At 46.6% G+C, this 17,083-nt stretch carries 14 protein-coding genes, 1 other RNA gene and 1 riboswitch; of the genes, 4 read left to right on the forward strand and 11 right to left on the reverse strand.

All coding sequences use genetic code 11. From position 1 onward, the window contains the following. From B2633_RS04610 to B2633_RS04625, 4 genes are all read right to left on the reverse strand, one after another. The coding region (locus B2633_RS04610) for an rRNA biogenesis protein rrp5 (protein WP_483169460.1) at positions 1-233 on the reverse strand (233 nt) is incomplete at its 3' end. Between the two features lie 265 nt (positions 234-498). Further along, the gene (locus B2633_RS04615; RefSeq protein WP_483169462.1) at positions 499-885 is read right to left on the reverse strand and encodes a sigma factor-like helix-turn-helix DNA-binding protein; all 387 of its coding nucleotides are present in this window, start codon (positions 883-885) and stop codon (positions 499-501) included. Positions 886-1,048: 163 nt separating this feature from the next. Then, positions 1,049-1,198: a hypothetical protein gene (locus tag B2633_RS04620; protein WP_483169464.1), complete on the reverse strand. Its 150-nt coding sequence runs from the start codon at positions 1,196-1,198 to the stop codon at positions 1,049-1,051. A 205-nt stretch (positions 1,199-1,403) separates the two neighbouring features. Next, positions 1,404-3,305, reverse strand: coding sequence for an ImmA/IrrE family metallo-endopeptidase (locus B2633_RS04625; protein WP_483169466.1), 1,902 nt, complete (start codon positions 3,303-3,305; stop codon positions 1,404-1,406). Positions 3,306-3,585: 280 nt separating this feature from the next. Between B2633_RS04625 and B2633_RS04630 the strand changes: the two genes are divergently transcribed. From B2633_RS04630 to B2633_RS04645, 4 genes are all read left to right on the forward strand, one after another. Next, positions 3,586-6,342, forward strand: a complete 2,757-nt coding sequence (locus B2633_RS04630; RefSeq protein WP_483169468.1) for a type I restriction endonuclease subunit R — start codon at positions 3,586-3,588, stop codon at positions 6,340-6,342. Positions 6,343-6,358: 16 nt separating this feature from the next. Further along, positions 6,359-7,564, forward strand: a complete 1,206-nt coding sequence (locus tag B2633_RS04635) for a restriction endonuclease subunit S (protein ID WP_483169469.1) — start codon at positions 6,359-6,361, stop codon at positions 7,562-7,564. Further along, a complete protein-coding gene (locus B2633_RS04640; RefSeq protein ID WP_483169471.1) occupies positions 7,557-9,047 on the forward strand; it encodes a class I SAM-dependent DNA methyltransferase in 1,491 nt (496 codons plus the stop codon). Before B2633_RS04635 ends, B2633_RS04640 begins: the two co-directional genes overlap by 8 nt. Positions 9,048-9,125: 78 nt before the next feature. Next, on the forward strand, positions 9,126-11,213 hold the full coding sequence (locus tag B2633_RS04645) for a GmrSD restriction endonuclease domain-containing protein (protein ID WP_483169472.1): 2,088 nt from the start codon (positions 9,126-9,128) through the stop codon (positions 11,211-11,213). Positions 11,214-11,484: 271 nt separating this feature from the next. On the opposite strand, the gene ssrA is transcribed toward B2633_RS04645, so the two are convergent. The 7 genes from ssrA to B2633_RS04680 form a co-directional block, all read right to left on the reverse strand. Further along, positions 11,485-11,836, reverse strand: a transfer-messenger RNA (tmRNA) gene (ssrA, locus tag B2633_RS04650). 51 nt (positions 11,837-11,887) lie between these two features. Next, positions 11,888-12,358 carry an SsrA-binding protein SmpB gene (smpB, locus tag B2633_RS04655; RefSeq protein ID WP_483169474.1) on the reverse strand — a complete coding sequence of 157 codons (471 nt, stop codon included), beginning with the start codon at positions 12,356-12,358 and terminating at the stop codon, positions 11,888-11,890. 299 nt (positions 12,359-12,657) lie between these two features. Next, a complete protein-coding gene (locus tag B2633_RS04660; RefSeq protein WP_483169476.1) occupies positions 12,658-13,575 on the reverse strand; it encodes a glycine betaine ABC transporter substrate-binding protein in 918 nt (305 codons plus the stop codon). Positions 13,576-13,592: 17 nt separating this feature from the next. Then, positions 13,593-14,213 carry an ABC transporter permease gene (locus tag B2633_RS04665; protein ID WP_483169477.1) on the reverse strand — a complete coding sequence of 207 codons (621 nt, stop codon included), beginning with the start codon at positions 14,211-14,213 and terminating at the stop codon, positions 13,593-13,595. 20 nt (positions 14,214-14,233) lie between these two features. After that, a complete protein-coding gene (locus tag B2633_RS04670; RefSeq protein ID WP_483169479.1) occupies positions 14,234-14,857 on the reverse strand; it encodes an ABC transporter permease in 624 nt (207 codons plus the stop codon). Between the two features lie 4 nt (positions 14,858-14,861). Then, positions 14,862-15,980 carry an ABC transporter ATP-binding protein gene (locus tag B2633_RS04675; protein ID WP_483169480.1) on the reverse strand — a complete coding sequence of 373 codons (1,119 nt, stop codon included), beginning with the start codon at positions 15,978-15,980 and terminating at the stop codon, positions 14,862-14,864. Between the two features lie 209 nt (positions 15,981-16,189). Beyond that, positions 16,190-16,324: riboswitch (cyclic di-AMP (ydaO/yuaA leader) on the reverse strand. 294 nt (positions 16,325-16,618) lie between these two features. Beyond that, a partial coding sequence (locus tag B2633_RS04680) for a S1 RNA-binding domain-containing protein (protein WP_483169481.1) occupies positions 16,619-17,083 on the reverse strand: 465 nt, incomplete at its 5' end.

Raw genomic sequence — 17,083 nt, forward strand, 5'->3', positions numbered from 1 at the left:
GCTCGGACCTCAGCGGTAAAGCCGTCATGGCTTTTCGCAGCCAGCACAGCCCGGACTTGCTCAAGCGTGACCGCTTTGGTTTCAGACTTTTCTTCCTTATTGACAGTTGGTGTTTCCGGCTTCAAAGCCCCGCTAGGCTCACCATCCGCCACTGCCTCTGCAACTGCCAAAATGCTGTCTGCCAGATTACTCAGATTAGCCGCTACATCCAGCAACAGCTTGGTTTTGCTCATGGCCCTCACCTCCCTCCTCAATAATTGAAAGCGCTCTCACGCTGTCGCCAGGGACAATGACCGTCAGCCTTTGCTTGTCACCCAGCAGGAGACGCAGCAGTCTCTCGCGCACGGTGACATGGCGACAGCCAACTATTCCACCACCCTGCGGTTCCTTTGAAACACTGATCCTAAGCGTGTGCTTCATTTGGATCACCTTGCCTTTCCGAAGGCTGATTCTTGTGCCTTCTGTCTTATGCCACCTGCGGAAAGCAAATCGGACGGTCTATGACAGATATTTTTTAAGTTTGTCTTTAGCTCGGTTTACGGCGTGACGTATAGCGGACTCGTCCACGCCTTCCAGTGAGGCAAGTTCTGTGTATTTCCAACCTTCCAGACAGGTTTTGCGGATAAGGTACTGCTGTCGCTCGGTGAGGTGGGACATAGTGCGGCTAACAGTTTCCGAAGCTATAAGATCGGCAAGCAAGTCCATTCCATCGTCGAAGAACCGCTTGTCCTCATAGGTGAAACTCTCGAGGGAAGTGTGGCGGCGGGTTTCCCGCCGTTCATTACGTTTTTCTTCTTCTACGGAACTGAGATAGAAGGTACCGACTTCGTCAGAAACCTCCAATTCGATGATTTTGCCATCGGCATCTTTGTAATTTATTAACATCTTTTTCCTCCTTCGATTTTCAAAAGTTGGCTTGAAAATCCGCAGGGGGCCGATGTCTCAAATCCGTAGAAACAAAACGAGACGGGCGGCAACACCAGTGGTTGGTGTCGTCCTGCCCGTCTCGCGGTTCTGCGGATTCTCGTTATTGACTTGTGTTTTGCGGTTATGCTGCTTCTGTATTTATGATTTCTGCTTTTCCATCTGGTTTAAAACAAATCAGCGTCTTACAACCTTTGTGGACGATTTCTACGACGCCAGCTTTCTCATCCAGGCGGCAGACCAGCTTGCCGCGAGCGTTTCGGATGTCTCGCATCTCTTTCACCTCACTTTCTTAAAGCTTGTCTAGACTCACGGTTTAATCATATGGCCCCGAAACGCATTTGCCCCGGACATGAAATGTCCGTTTTTACAGCAAAAAAGGCCCCCTGTGGGCCGCGAAACGATATCGCCATCCACAGGGAGCCTTTATTTTAGGCAATAGAAAACCGGACAAAAAATGTCCGGCGGGAATTTAATTTTTATTCTTCTTTGGTTAGCGGCTTGCAGTTATTAGCCTGCAAGATCTCGTTGCATTCATAAATGGAGTTTTGGTAGTACGAATTCAGCAGCATTTGATATATTATGTGTTCTTCGGTGGCCCTGAACGTATTGCCGGACTTCCTTATCATATCAGCGCTAAACACAGGGTTTAGCTGCAGGCCTATGCAGACCGCCACTATCGTTCCTAGCTTTGGCTGGTATCTTTCATCGTTTCTCATGCGCTGTATCGTCCTGGCATTTACCAGCGACTTCTCTTCCAAGTTCTCCACAGTAATTTCCAATCGGTCCATATGGGCCACTAGAGTATCAGAAAAGGTGGCGGGGAGGCCGCGCATAATATTTGCCGTTCGCTTGGCCTCGTTGCTGATTTTCTTTAATTCAACAGCCCTGGCCTCGGTCCGCTGGTTTTGAGGGGAGCTGCTGTATTTCGCCTCAATTATCGTATCGGATACAATGTTTCTAAAAAGCACGCATTCCGTATAGTACTTGGCGCCGTATCTGTCATTCCGGCGAGCCTTAATATCGAAAATTAGGCAGCACTCATCAATGTGCTGCCTCGCGTAATCGGTCAGTTCCGCATAACCGCTTTCGTTTTGGCGGATATACTTGGTGTCATTAACGCAAAAGTGGGCGTCAACATAGACATACTTACCCGAGTCAATCAATTGGCGAAAATCCGGGTTCAGAGCATATTCAACAAGGGCATCCTGCATCCCAATGGTAAAAGTCTGGTTGTTTTTCAGCGCGGACCGCTCAAAAGTATAATTGGAGATATAATGGTCGTCAACATAAGTGAAAACTCCGATGGCCTCTGTGTAACCCAGATCAATCATGCGGATTTTGGCGGCCTGCTTTGACACCTCGAAGAAATCGAATAATTCGAAAACCACGGATTCCATAATGTCCGCTATGTTATCGGTCTGCAACACACGCTTATTTTTCTCTATGAGTTCTTCTATCTTTTGCCGTGCCTGCCTTGTAGGCATCAGTATTCTCGGCGCTAACGCGTTGGCCTGCCATTCCATCCAGTCCAGCGGTGTCCGGTTCTTTTCCGGCCTTATGCCTTCCTGAACCTGGCAGCTTATGGACCGCGCTTCTTTGTTATACAGCTTTTCCAGTTCAAAAAACTTTTTGTGGAGGTCCCAGTGAACACACTCATGAATGATTGTATTGTTCATAGATCCCACATTGCGCATAAAAAACACGTTCGGGTCAACCAGGATTGTCCCTCTTTTAACCGCTAAATTCTTGTATTCCCTGGCGTCATCGTCAAAATACTGTATTTCGCAGTCGGAAAAGTACACTTGCCCGAAAACAGAACAAGTTTTTGTAATATGTACTTCCTGAACGTCAAGCCCCATTCTTTTGGCGACTTCACGAGAGGGGACGGGCATTGGCTCTATCAACGCTTCTGGATAATATTTCGACAGAAATTTCTCCGCGACATTATCCAGGTGCTCCTTATAAATAATGGGGACTAAATATTCGGACAGGTTGTTCTGTTTACTTCTCCTGCTTTTGCTATATACTTGTATGCCAGATATCCGAAAATCCCGAATTCCGTCTTCTAATTCAGCGGTGCAGGAAACCCGAAACCATTGCTCTATACCGTCAGTCTCGCGGTTTCTCCTGACCGTTTCCGCTATCTCGACCTCTGCGGATACCACCACGTCAAAAAGAACCCCATCTTCCTCGGATTCGGTAATATCTACAAATTGGACTTTAAAATCAGATAACGCGGCTTCATCCGGGCTGTGGATGCGGTATGAATTGCTTTCCAGTCGGCTGGGGTTTTCTTCAATAAATGCTGATAATGCGTTGAAGATGTCGTTATAGAACATATCTTCGATGACATCCCTGAACGAACTGAGTTTTCCCATTGGCCTACCCCCAACAACAAAAAGTCAAAACTCCCTTTATTGATCCGGCATGGTTAATTGATTTTTGGTGAGACAGCATTCTGGTACGATTATATAGCATCGGGAATTTCTTCCTTCCTTTTTTCTAAAATTATACAGATATAATTATAATCCTGCAGGAATCTACATGCCCGCTACCGAAATTTGCTATGGATTATAACGCATTAATTTCAGCGAACGCTGTATTTTGTATTGTAACTGGTAGCCCGGGCAGGACGCTGGAGAGGAGTGAAAGACAAATATGACACCGGAAGCAAAAGCAAGAGAAGTGATTGATATAAAACTTAAACAAGCCGGCTGGCTGCTTCAAGATATGCGGCAGTTTAATCCGCTGGCTGCTTTGGGTGTCGCCGTTAGGGAGTACCCGACCAGCACCGGCCCGGTTGACTATGCGCTTTTTGTTGGGAAATCCTTGGTTGGTATTGTCGAGGCAAAAGCAAGCGAAAAAGGGGAAACAATCACGACTGTTGAAGAACAGTCTGCACGCTATGCCACCAGCAAATTTAAATGGATAAATAGTACCCAGCCAATTCGCTTTGCCTACGAGGCTACCGATATCATTACGCGTTTTACTGATTACGCAGACGAGAAAGCCCGTTCACGCCAGGTGTTTTCTTTCCACCGGCCCGAAACCCTGTATAAATGGTTAAAAGCACCGGATACCCTGCGCAATAATTTGAAAAAGCTGCCGCCTTTTGATGCTGCTGGATTTCGCGACTGCCAAACCCGCGCTATAATCAATCTGGAACAGTCTTTTTCCGAGAACAAACCCCGCGCTCTAATTCAGATGGCGACTGGAGCCGGTAAGACTTTTACAGCTATCACTGCGGTTTACCGTTTGCTACGCTTTGCCAGGAACAAGCGGGTCCTGTTTCTGGTTGACACGAAAAACCTGGGTGAACAGGCGGAGGAAGAATTCCGGAAGTATAAACCAAATGATGATGTGCGCCTGTTTCCTGAAATCTACAACGTGCGCCGCCTCAATTCTTCATATATACCGCAGGATAGCCATGTATGCATCAGCACTATCCAGCGCATGTATTCCATATTACGTGGCGAGGAACTGGATGAGAGTCTTGAGGAAACATCGCTCAATGAGGTTCAGTTGGTTGGCCGTCCTAAAGAAGTGACATATAATGAAAAGTACCCCATCGAATTCTTCGATTTTATCATTATTGATGAATGCCATCGCTCCATTTATAATATCTGGCAGCAGGTGCTAGACTATTTCGATGCCTTTCTTATAGGCCTCACCGCCACGCCGGATAAACGTACCTTTGCTTTTTTCAACGAAAATGTGGTCAGTGAGTATACCCATGAGCAGGCTGTAATCGACAACGTAAATGTCGGGGGCGACATCTATACCATTGAAACCGACATAACGAAAAAAGGTTCCGTGATACTAAAACAAACTATTGAAAAACGCGATCGCTTGACGCGAAAAAAGCGCTGGGAGCAGCTTGACGAGGACCTGGAATATAGCGGCAGCCAGCTTGACCGTGATGTGGTTAACCCAAGCCAGATCCGCACGATCATGCGCACAGTCAAAGAAAAGATGCTGACCGATATATTTCCAGGTCGTAAAGAAATTCCTAAGACACTCATTTTTGCCAAAACGGACAGCCATGCCGATGACATTGTCCAGATTGTCCGTGAGGAATTTGGAGAAGGCAATGATTTCTGCCGAAAGATAACCTATCAGAGCAAAGAAAATCCTAAGTCCCTGCTTTCAGCTTTCCGCAATGATTATTACCCCCGTATCGCAGTAACTGTTGACATGATTGCAACCGGCACAGACATCAAGCCGGTTGAATGCCTGATCTTCATGCGTGATGTACGGAGCAGGAACTACTTTGAACAGATGAAAGGCCGCGGCACGCGCACCCTTTCTAAAGATGATCTACAGAAAGTAACTCCTTCTGCAACCAGCAACAAAACCCATTATGTCATCATTGACGCGGTAGGTGTGACCAAATCTTTAAAAACCGATTCCCGCCCATTGGAGCGCAAACCTGCCGTATCCATGCGCGACCTCATGCTGAGTGTGGCGATGGGCAGTCGTGACGAAGATGTGATTATCTCGCTGGCCAACCGTTTGGCGCGCCTGAACAGCGCCATGACTCCCAGGGAGCGGGGAAATTTTTCTGAGATTTCAGGCGGGATATCGGTCAGCGCTATTGTACAAAATCTTTTGGATGCCTTTGATACCGATGTTATCGAGCAGAAAGCGCGTGAGCAATTCGGCATTCCTGCAGAAGCAATATTAACAACTGAACAGATGAATGAAGTGCAGGGAAGATTAATCGATACTGCCGCTCTGCCTTTCAATGTCCCCGAGTTGCGGGATTATCTTGAAAACGTGCGCAAGAACCACGAGCAGGTGATTGACAACGTCAACCTGGATACCGTGAGTTTTGCCGGATGGAGCGCAGAGCAAGCGCAGAAGGCTGACCGGAACATTGATAGTTTCCGCCAGTTTATAGAGGAAAACAAAGACGAGATTTTAGCCCTGCGCATCATCTACAATCAAAGCTATCAGAACCGTGCTTTGACCCTGGATATGATCAAGGAGCTCCATGAAAAACTGATGGCATCCCCGTATGGATTGACGGCAGAACGGCTCTGGGAGAGCTATTATGTAAGGAACCCCGGAGTGGTCAAAGGCAGAGGCTCGGTACGGATGTTGACCGATATTGTATCGCTCATAAGGTTCGAACTGGGATATGCCAGTCAGCTGGCACCCTATGCCGATACGGTGAATTATAACTTCATGCGCTGGACCCTGGCAAAGAACGCGGGAAATATCCACTTTACTGAGGAGCAAATGAACTGGCTGCGCATGATTAAAGATCATATTGCAACCTCACTCTCCATTGAGCCGGAGGATTTGGAACTCTCCCCCTTTGATGAAAAGGGCGGTCTGGGTCGGTTTTATCAGCTGTTCGGCAACGGGTATCTGGATGTGCTCAAAGAAATTAATGAAGCATTGGTGGCGTAAGGAAGGATAAGATATAGTGTCAAATAACGGTGTATTAAACAAAAAAACATATGATTCTGTAAAGCTTGGAGAGGTATTAATCTCTGCCAAAGGTAAAAAGCCAAAATTTGTAGCTTCTGAACCATCAGATGGATGGTTGCCGTATATCAATATTAAAGCTTTTGAACAGCATGTCTTTGATGAATATACAGACGGGGAAAATTGTCTACCATGTGAAGATGGCGATCTACTTATGGTTTGGGATGGTTCTCGTTCAGGAATGGTAGGGAAAGCATATAAGGGTTATGTTGGTTCAACTCTTGCAAAAATATCTGTGCCCGGGGTAACAAACGAGTTTTTGTATTATTTTTTGCAGGGCAAATATAGGATACTTAACTCAAAAGTTAAAGGCACAGGAACTCCACATGTTAACCCGGAAATCCTGGGGAACTTCGATTTTCCTATCATTCCAATGGAAGAACAGCTTCGCATTATTGCCAAAATTGAGGAGCTCTTTTCCGAATTGGATAAGGGAGTTGAAGCGCTGCAAAAAATGAAGATGCAACTTAAGCTTTACCGGCAGGCAGTGCTTAAGGATGCGTTTGATAGATATAAATCTTTTTCAAATATAACTAATTACTTTGATGTATCTGGCGGATTAACTCTAAATTCAAGAAGAAATGTACTTCCAATTAAAATGCCCTATTTGAGAGTTGCAAATGTATATTACAATTTTATTGATCTTACGGACATTAAAGAAATCGGTGTAAAAGAAAATGAAATCGATAGGACACTCTTAAAAGAACAAGACCTTTTGATTGTTGAAGGCAACGGTAGTAAAGAACAGATTGGCAGGGTTTCTATTTGGAATGGCCAAATCAAACAGTGTTTGCATCAAAATCACATTATAAAGGCACGCCCTAATGGCAGTATGCTTTCTAAATTTGCCTTATACTATTTAATGTCAAAAGATGGTCGGAATCAGATCCTTGAAGTTGCTTCTTCAACCTCAGGTTTGTACACGCTTAGCATTGGTAAAGTTAAAAATTTACAAGTACCTACATGTTCACTGGAGGAACAAAGAGAGATTATTTCAATAATTGAGAATCGGATTTCAGTATGTGAACATATTGAAAAGAGTATTGATGTTGCTGAAATACAGGCTGAAAGCCTGCGCCAAAGCATATTACAGATGGCTTTTGAAGGAAAACTGGTAACGCATGAGGAGGAAATAAATGTCTGAAAACAATACATCAACAATCATATCCAAGGTTTGGTCCATGTGTGGCGTTCTCTATGATGACGGCGTTTCCTATGGCGATTATCTGGAGCAGCTTACCTATATGATCTTTCTCAAAATGGCTGATGAGTATTCCCGGCCCCCGTATAACCGCAATCTCGGCATCCCACAGGGCTATACGTGGGCGGATATGAACAGCCTTTCCGGAGTTGACCTGGAACAGCAATATAAAAGGACGCTGGAGAAGCTAGCGGAGAAACCCGGTATCTTAGGCGAAATTTTTACCGGAGCACAGAATAAAATCAGCGAGGCGGCTAAGCTGGCCCGTATCGTCAAAATGATCGATGACGAGAACTGGGTTTCCATGTCCACCGATGTCAAAGGGGATATCTATGAGGGCCTGCTTGAGAAAAATGCCGAAGATACAAAGAGTGGAGCCGGACAGTATTTCACCCCCCGTGCGTTGATTCAGGCCATGGTAGAATGCCTGCGTCCCGAACCGATGAAAACCATCGCTGATCCTGCCTGCGGGACTGGCGGCTTCTTCTTGGCCGCACATAATTATATCTCCCGGTCCTATCCGCTGGACCGCGATCAGAAGGAGTTCTTGAAAAACGGGACTTTTCGTGGTTGGGAGATTGTGCGCAACACCTACCGTCTCTGTTTGATGAACCTGTTTTTGCATAATATTGGCGATATCTATGGCACCGTGCCAGTCACCAGGAATGACGCCTTGCTGTCTGATCCTGGCGAACGTTTCGACTATGTATTGACCAATCCGCCTTTCGGCAAAAAATCATCCATGACCTTCACCAATGAGCAGGGCGAACAGGAAAGAGAGGATCTGGTCTATAACCGCCAGGACTTTTGGGCAACCGGGTCCAATAAGCAACTGAATTTTGTGCAGCATATTAATACACTACTCAAATCGACAGGCAAGGCCGCAGTCGTTGTGCCGGACAATGTGTTGTTTGAAGGGGGCGCCGGTGAAACTGTCCGCAAGAAACTGCTGCAGACCTGCGACCTGCACACCATCCTGCGGCTGCCTACCGGTATATTCTATAAACCCGGGGTCAAGGCTAATGTGATCTTTTTTGACAAGCGTCCTGCCAGCCCGGAGATCCAGACCAAGGAGGTATGGATTTACGATTTCCGTACCAATATGCACTTTACCTTAAAGAAAAATCCCATGGCCAGAGCCGATCTGCAGGATTTTATCGACTGCTACCATCCTGAAAACCGCCACGAACGGCGCGAGACTTATTCGGAGGATAACCCTGACGGACGGTTCAGAAGATTCACGGTTGAGGAGATAATGGCGCGGGACAAGACCAGCCTCGATATTTTCTGGATCAAGGATAAGTCGCTGGCTGATCTGGACAACCTGCCTGATCCGGATGTGCTGGCTGCGGAGATACTGGAAAACCTCGAAACAGCCATGAACAGCTTCAAGGAGATACTGTCTGCCTTAGAGAGCGAAGAGTAATGGTAAATGGTGGTATGTAAATAATATTAGTGTCATGCGATATTTGAAATTCTGTTTTTCCCATAGGAGGTTTAATCGTTGAAAGCCGGGGAAACCAGTCTGCAAAAACTGATGAACGGCGCAATACAGTTTATTGTGCCTATATACCAGCGCACCTATAGCTGGACGGCCAAACAGTGCAACCAGCTGTGGAAAGATATTATTCAAATCACCCTCAATAAAGAAGGCATGGTGCATTTTATCGGCTCGGTCGTCTATATTGACCTGGGAACGCCTATTGGCAAGCCGCAGCAATTCTTGCTTATTGACGGGCAGCAGCGACTCACGACGCTGTCTTTGCTGCTTTGCGCACTTACCCGCTATATTGAGAAAAACAAGCTCGAAAACCGCATCAACCCCAATAAAATCAGGAACTATTTTCTGTTGAACAGCGAGGAAGTCGGGAATGACAAATATAAAATCCTGTTGACTGAACAGGACAAAGAAACATTTGTCCGTATCCTGGAAGGGACGGAAAAAACGCTCCATAATCCATCTGAGCAGATGTTAAAGAATTTTATGCTGTTTACGGATATTATTGAGCAGAGCGGCGAAAGCATAGAGACGATATATGAAGGCATCAGCCGTCTCATGCTGGTTTCGGTCGCCCTGGATAAAACCCAGGACAATCCGCAGTTGATATTCGAAAGCATGAATTCCACGGGTAAAGATTTGTCTCAGGCCGATCTCATTCGCAATTATATCCTGATGGGGCAAACACCCGAAATGCAAAACAAGCTTTATACAACCTACTGGCGCCCCATGGAACAGGGGTTTGGCCAGCAGGGCTACACTGATTACTTTGATTTCTTCATCCGGGATTTTTTAACCAGTCAAAGCAGTACGGGACGTATCTGCAAAATCGGCGAGGTGTATGAAGCATTTAAACAATACCATAAAAGCGGCATTAGCAACGAACAGCTGCTCGCCGAGGTATATACATATGCGCAGTACTATTTACGTATTCACCTGGGTAAAGAAAGCGACAAGGAATTAAAAGCCCTGTGGGATGAACTGAGGATGCTGGATGTCAGCGTTTGCTATCCTTTTTTGATGCGTGTTTACAATGATTACGAGAACCAGGTTATTACCAAGGCAGATTTTATTGCTATCATTAAAGCAACCATAAGCTATGTTGTCCGCCGCGTTATTTGCGAAATCCCAACCAATTCCCTGAATAAAACGTTCGCAACCTTCTATCCCAAAATCAAAAAGGACAAGTATGTCAGCAGTGTCCTGGCCGAGTATGTACTCAAGGATTCATACCGGGCCTTTCCGACTGATGAGGAATTTAAGGCTAAATTTGTTGCCAAGGAAATTTATAAGGTGCGTATCAGGAATTATATCCTTGAATCGTTGGAAAACCAAAACCATAAAGAGCCAATCAGTATAACCGGCAACGGATATACGGTAGAGCATATCATGCCGCAGAATCCAAATCTTAGTCAGGAATGGCAGGACATGTTAGGCCCGGACTGGAAAGAGATTCAAAAGACCTATCTGCACACCATCGGTAATCTAACCCTAACCGGCTACAACAGCGAAATGAGCGACAAGCCGTTTAAGGTTAAACAGACAATCGGAGGGGGGTTCAAGTCAAGTCACCTGCGCTTGAATGACACACTGGGCGATTTGCCCAAATGGGACAAAGACGAGATAATCAAACGGGCTGGCATACTCGCAGAGATGGCGGTTAAAATATGGCCATACCCGGCAGTAACCCAGGCGGAGCTTGATGAATATGCAGATAAGGGGAAAACTGAACCTGCATATACTTCCATGGCCCACTACCCGCCGGTGTCGCCTGCAATAGCTAAAATATACGACGAACTGGACCGAAAGCTGCTCACCCTCGATGTTGATATTGTCAAAGAATACAAGCAACAGTACATTGCCTACAAGAGTGAAACAAATTTTGTTAATATCCGCCCTTCCAAAAATGAGTTGACCATTGCCTTTAACATTCCTTTTGACAAAATCAAGGACGAAAAAGGGCTGTGCAAAAATTATACCGGCATAGGCAATTTCGCCAATAATGATGTGCTTCTTAAAGCGGATGAAAACGTGGACTTGGATTATGTGATCGATTTGGCAATGCAAGCCCTTATTTATCAGTTGGAAGGGTAATATTACTCGCCTTTGGGGAACTGCTCTATACGTCATCTTGCCGGATGGCTGCAGGATTCGGCGATTTTAGAGGACTCCCATACCTTTCAACGATTCCCATACCTTTTAACGATTCCCCCTTTTCCCCTGTAAAGGGGTGTGCATCTTTCAACGAAAGGGTGCCAAAAACAAAAAAACACCGCCTTCAAACGGTGCTTTATCTTAACGCAAAATTGACGCAAACCTCAATAATACTGGGATTTTACATTGTATCAATCTTTGCGTACTTATCTGGTGGAGGCGGGGGGAGTCGAACCCCCGTCCGAAAGAAAGACCAGCCAGGTGTCTCCGAGCGCAGTCCGTGATTTGGATTTCGCTCAACCGGCGCCCGCGGACAGGCTCCTTCGAGCTATCCCCGATTAGTTTCCCCAGAAAGCCCCTCGAGGAGGAAGGCTTAAGGGTACCCTAACTAAGTGACGCCCTGCACCAAGCCGTTAGGAAACCTGGCCGGACGAGCGGCTTAAGCCGCTAGTGCAAAATTATCTTCTGCAGTTATTTTAATTTTTTCACCTTTTTAACGAGCTGGCGACAACTCGGCTCGCTGCCCAACCCATCTCATCCCCCGTCGAAACCATTACGCCCCCATGATTAAAAAATAGTTAACGCTTTAGTGCGAGAGTTTAATGAGTTTGCAATTATCTGTTGCGTTCTTTCAACGCCCGTTCGATGTCCCGTTTGGCATCGCGGGCGGCGATGTCTTCGCGCTTGTCATAGAGCTTTTTACCAACTCCTACAGCCAAATCCATTTTAGCCAGACCGTTTTTAAGGTAGATTTTGAGCGGCACCAGGGTATAGCCTTTTTCCTGCTGCATTCCTACCAGATGGTTTATTTCCCGGCGATTCAAGAGAAGTTTTTTCGGCCGCAAAGGGTCATGATTAAACTGATTGCCCTTTTCATACGGGCTGATGTGAAAATTATTCACCCAGACCTCGCCGCCTTTGACTACCGCATAAGCATCCTTCAAATTGCCCTTGCCCATACGCAGGGATTTGACTTCGGTGCCGACTAAAACCATGCCGGCTTCGAATGTTTCCTTTATGTGGTAATCGTGCCGGGCTTTGCGGTTTTCAACCACTATTTTGATACCCTTTTTACTGCTGCCCATGATTACACCTCAATTGCTCTCTGACAAGACAATAAAACCCTCGCATGGGGCAAATGTTTCACTCCAACGCCAGGGTTTTTGTACATCGCTTGCGTCCTTATTATAACGCACAGTATAATAGCAGTCAAGTAGGGCAAATAATGAGCAATTCTGCGCAAATAAGTCGCAAACGCTTTATAAGCGGAATTTTCTTACGAGGCGATGGTCGGTGCCGCCGTCTACGCTGATTGGTATAGCGCAGACTTGGCACCCGGCCCGGCGGACCCGGCTTCAGGAGCGGGCCTGCCGGGACTGGTCCCCTATTTTACGATCCCTTTGGCTTTAAGAAATTCGGCCGCGACATCGGCGGGGTTCAATCCTTTTTCTTTCACTTTATAGTTCATCTGCTGCATATCTTCATCACTTATTTTCCCTGCCAGCTTATTAAGCACATCCTCCAGCTCCGGATGTTTTTCCAGGGTATCCATCCGTACTACCGGCGCGCAATAATAGGGCGGGAAGAAATTTTGATCGTCCTCCAGCACTTTCATTTTGTAGCTTACCAGTTCCCCGTCAGTGGAAAAGGCATCGATCACGTCAACCTTGCCGTCAGCTACAGCCTTATATTTAAGCCCGATGTCCATAGCTTTGGTATCCTTGAATTTGAGACCGTAGGCTTGGCAAAAACCTTGAAAACCATCGTTACGGTTAAAAAATTCCTGTTCAGCGCAGAATACGAGATCACCCGCATGGGCTTTAAGATCGGAAGTGGTATTTAAAGCATGTTTCTTCGCAAATTCCTTGGTAACCGCAGTGGCATAAGTATTGTTAAAACCAACCGGCTTGAGCCATTTAATTTTAAATTGCTTATTATATTCCTGCTGCACAATATCATAAACCTCATCCGGATCGGTTATAACCTCTCTTTTTAAAATGGCCATAAGGCCGGTTCCAGTGTAGTCGGGGTACATATCCAGTTCACCTTTTTTAAGACCTTCCCAGCAAATCAAAGTTCCGCCCAGATTTAGTTTGCGTTCTACCTTGAGACTGGTGTTAGCTTCGACGGTTTGGGCCATTATTTCGGCCATAATTATGTTTTCAGTAAAATTTTTGGAGCCGATGGTAAGTGTTCCATCACGGCCGGAAGAAGCGGTTGGGCTACTCCCGCCACAGCCGGCCACCGTACTTAAAAGCAATCCTGTGATCAAAATCAAACCTAATATTTTTATTCTTTTCATGCTTATCCCTCCTGTTTTTAGTTACCGGTAACAACTTTTCTTAATCCCCGGGGAGTTAACCCTTGCTCTACCCGTTCCATGACAGTTTCGGTGATAATAGCCAATAGCGCTGCAGGAATGGCACCGGATAAAATCATGCCATTATCCATTTGCTGCATACCTCTCCAGATGGGTGCCCCCAGACCTCCTGCCCCAATAAGTACACCTATGGCCGCGATCCCTATGGCAGTGACCATAGCTACTCTAATGCCGGCCATAATCACCGGCAGGGCAATTGGTATCTGGACCATGCGCAAAAGCTGCCACCTGGTCATGCCCATGCCCTTGCCGGCTTCAATCAGGGAAGCATCTACCGAATTTAGGCCGGTATAAGTATTGCGTACAATCGGTAACAGAGAATAAATGACCAAAGCTGCTATTAACGGCCCATTGCCCAATCCCATCCATAACAGGAGCAAGGCTAGTAAGGCCAGCGCAGGAATAGTCTGGGTTATATCGATAAACGCAAGAACGGTTCGAGCCAATATCTTGTTCCTGGTTATGAGATAACCCAGGGGAATCCCTATCGCCATAGCCAATGCCACTCCCGCCGCGGATAATTCCAGATGTTGTAAAGTTAAAAGCGGAATATTAAACATAAAATCCAACCTCCCCTGTTTTATTTTCCACCCGCAGGAGTTAATGCTATTTCAGCCCTCCCCAGCAGCCATCCGGCTGCTGCCGTCAGCAAGGCCACCGGTACGGCGCCGGCCAGAATATAATTGGCATCGGCGGTCTGGATGCCGGTAAAAATGAGGTCCCCCAGTCCGCCTGCCCCGATCAGGGCACCCAGGGTAGCCCAGCTTAAAATGTAAACGGTGGAAATTTTGATCCCATCCATAATTACCGGCAGAGCCAGGGGCAGCTTTACCATAAATAATAATTGGCGGCCGCTCATCCCCATCCCCTTGCCTGCTTCAATAAAAGCGGGGTTGATGGAAATAAGACCGGTATAGGTATTTCTCAGGATGGGCAAAAGGGAATAGAGAAATAATACGATCATAGCCGGAAGAGTGCCAATACCAAACAAAGGCAGGGCAAACCCGAGCAAAGCCAGGCTGGGTATGGTTTGAATAGTTCCGATTACTCTCAGTACATGCCCGGCCAGCTTATCCCGTCCGGTTATCCAAATACCGGCCGGGATTGCCACCAGACAGCCGATAAGTACGGAACCAAAGGACAGATAGAGGTGCTGCAGGGTAGCCTCGATGATCGCTGCACCATTCATATCTAAAAACTGCATCATATTAAGCACTCTCGCCATCACCCCAGACTGCTGACGCTATGGCATCCACTATACTGGTTCTGGTCACCAGGCCCAGCAGATGGTTCTGGTTATCCACCACCGGCAGATATTTAAGCTGGTTCTCATTCATAATGGCAAAGGCTTCACGCCCGCTGACATTATTTAATACCGCATTCAGCTCACGGCTGATATCGCCTATTTTATGCAAAGACCTCTGCCGGTCCAGCTCTTCGATATCCACTCCACCCAGAAGCCGACCCTGGCCGTCAACTACCAGTACGGTATCCACCTTTTTTCTTCTCATCAAAGCGACGCATTCAGCCAGCCCGCAATCAGGGCTTACGGTAACCGGGTTAGTCTTCATTACCTGTTCCACACCAAGCAAGGCCGGATTGTTGATCCTATTCTTGCCGATAAATGATTCCACGAAAGCATCGGCCGGCTGACGCAATATTCGTTCCGGCGTATCAACCTGAATTATCTCACCTTGTCGCATGATGACTATGCGATCAGCCAGCTTCAATGCCTCATCCATATCATGAGTGACAAATATTACGGTTTTTTTAAGGGTATTTTGCAATTTTTTCATTTCATCCTGCAGTGTTTCACGGGAGATGGGATCACAGGCACCAAAAGGCTCATCCATCAAAATAAGGGGGGGTTCGACTGCCGCTGCACGTAAAACTCCTATGCGCTGCTGCTGTCCGCCGCTTAACTCGTTGGGATACCGGGAAGCATAAATATCAGGATTCATATTTACCATTTCCAGCAATTCCTTCACCCTGCTTTTGCACTTCTTGCTGTCCCACCCGATCAAACGCGGTACCAGATCAATGTTTTGTTCCACTGTCATATTGGGAAAAAGACCTACCTGCTGAATTACATATCCGATCCGGCGTCTTAAAGCAACAGCGTCCATTGCTCTGACATTTTTCCCATCAATCAGTATTTCTCCGCTGGTTGGCTCGATAAGACGGTTCACCATTTTTAAAGTGGTGGTTTTACCGCAGCCACTGGGTCCAATAAGAACCAGAAACTCGCCGTCTTGCACTTCCAGATTAAATTTTTTAACTGCAATATGATTGCGATATGCTTTAGTAACTGAACGGAAAGTGACCATATCCTTCCCAACTCCTTTCTACCTTAAAAAGGGGTACAAACAAGTATTGGCAGAAAATCCATTCTGCCCATGATTAGCCCATGTTAACTTAGCACGGCAAGAACAGCTGGTATCGGATATCAGCACTATCCAGCCGGTCGACCCTATTAACGGTTTCCATAGTTGAGAGATTTTAAGAGGGGCTCAATTAGACTTATAAAAATAGCCCCATTCTCTCCCTGGCATGCTTACGAGGTTAGCTGACGGATTCGGGCCAGGGTGCCCTACCGGTTCACCGGATTCACCCCATTCAATGGTTCCCCCGCTTCCAGACCGGGCAGTCTGGAATTCAGCTTCGAGAATGGTAATGAAGACATGTTAGAAAACAAATACATTACCCTTTTAAATTGTTACCCTGAAATAACTCACCTCCTTCAGAAAGATACAATAAGGGCAGGCATAACAAAATACTGGCTACCCCACACCGGTAGTTGCAATTTATCAGCTTCTGCCCTTCACGCTTTCGCGCCCGGAGCTTTAGCCGTAAGTATATTTATTTAGCCCATATTAATAGTTTATGGGAACACTTGGAGCAAGTCAAGCCGCGCAGAGGCTCCGTCCCGCTTGGAAGTCCCGCCCCATCGCGGTTGGGCGGTTATTTATATTAACTCAAAATCAATCTGGGCATCATCGATGTCTACACGCACCAACTGCACGTTGACTTCATCCCCGATGGCGAATTTGCGTCCGGTGTGGGTACCTATCAGGGTATAGTCGCGGTCATTGAATTCGTAATAATCATCGGCGATGGTGGAGATATGGACCAATCCTTCGATAGTATTTTCCAGCTCCACGAAGAATCCAAAGGACTGCACCGAGGAAATACGGGCCGTAAACTGCTCTCCCACATATTGCTGCATATATTCGGCCTTCTTGAGATCGATCAGGTCACGTTCCGCTTCTTCCGCCTTTTGCTCCTGCAGGCTGGAATGCTCGCCGTATTTTAGCATTTTGGCTTCCAGAGATGCCCGCGTTTTGGCATTAATGGACTTATCCAGCATCAGGGTCAGGACCCGGTGGACGATAAGGTCCGGATAACGCCGGATGGGACTGGTGAAATGGCA

Source organism: Syntrophomonas sp. UBA1041 (assembly GCF_002316705.1).
Taxonomy (GTDB): domain Bacteria; phylum Bacillota; class Syntrophomonadia; order Syntrophomonadales; family Syntrophomonadaceae; genus DTU019.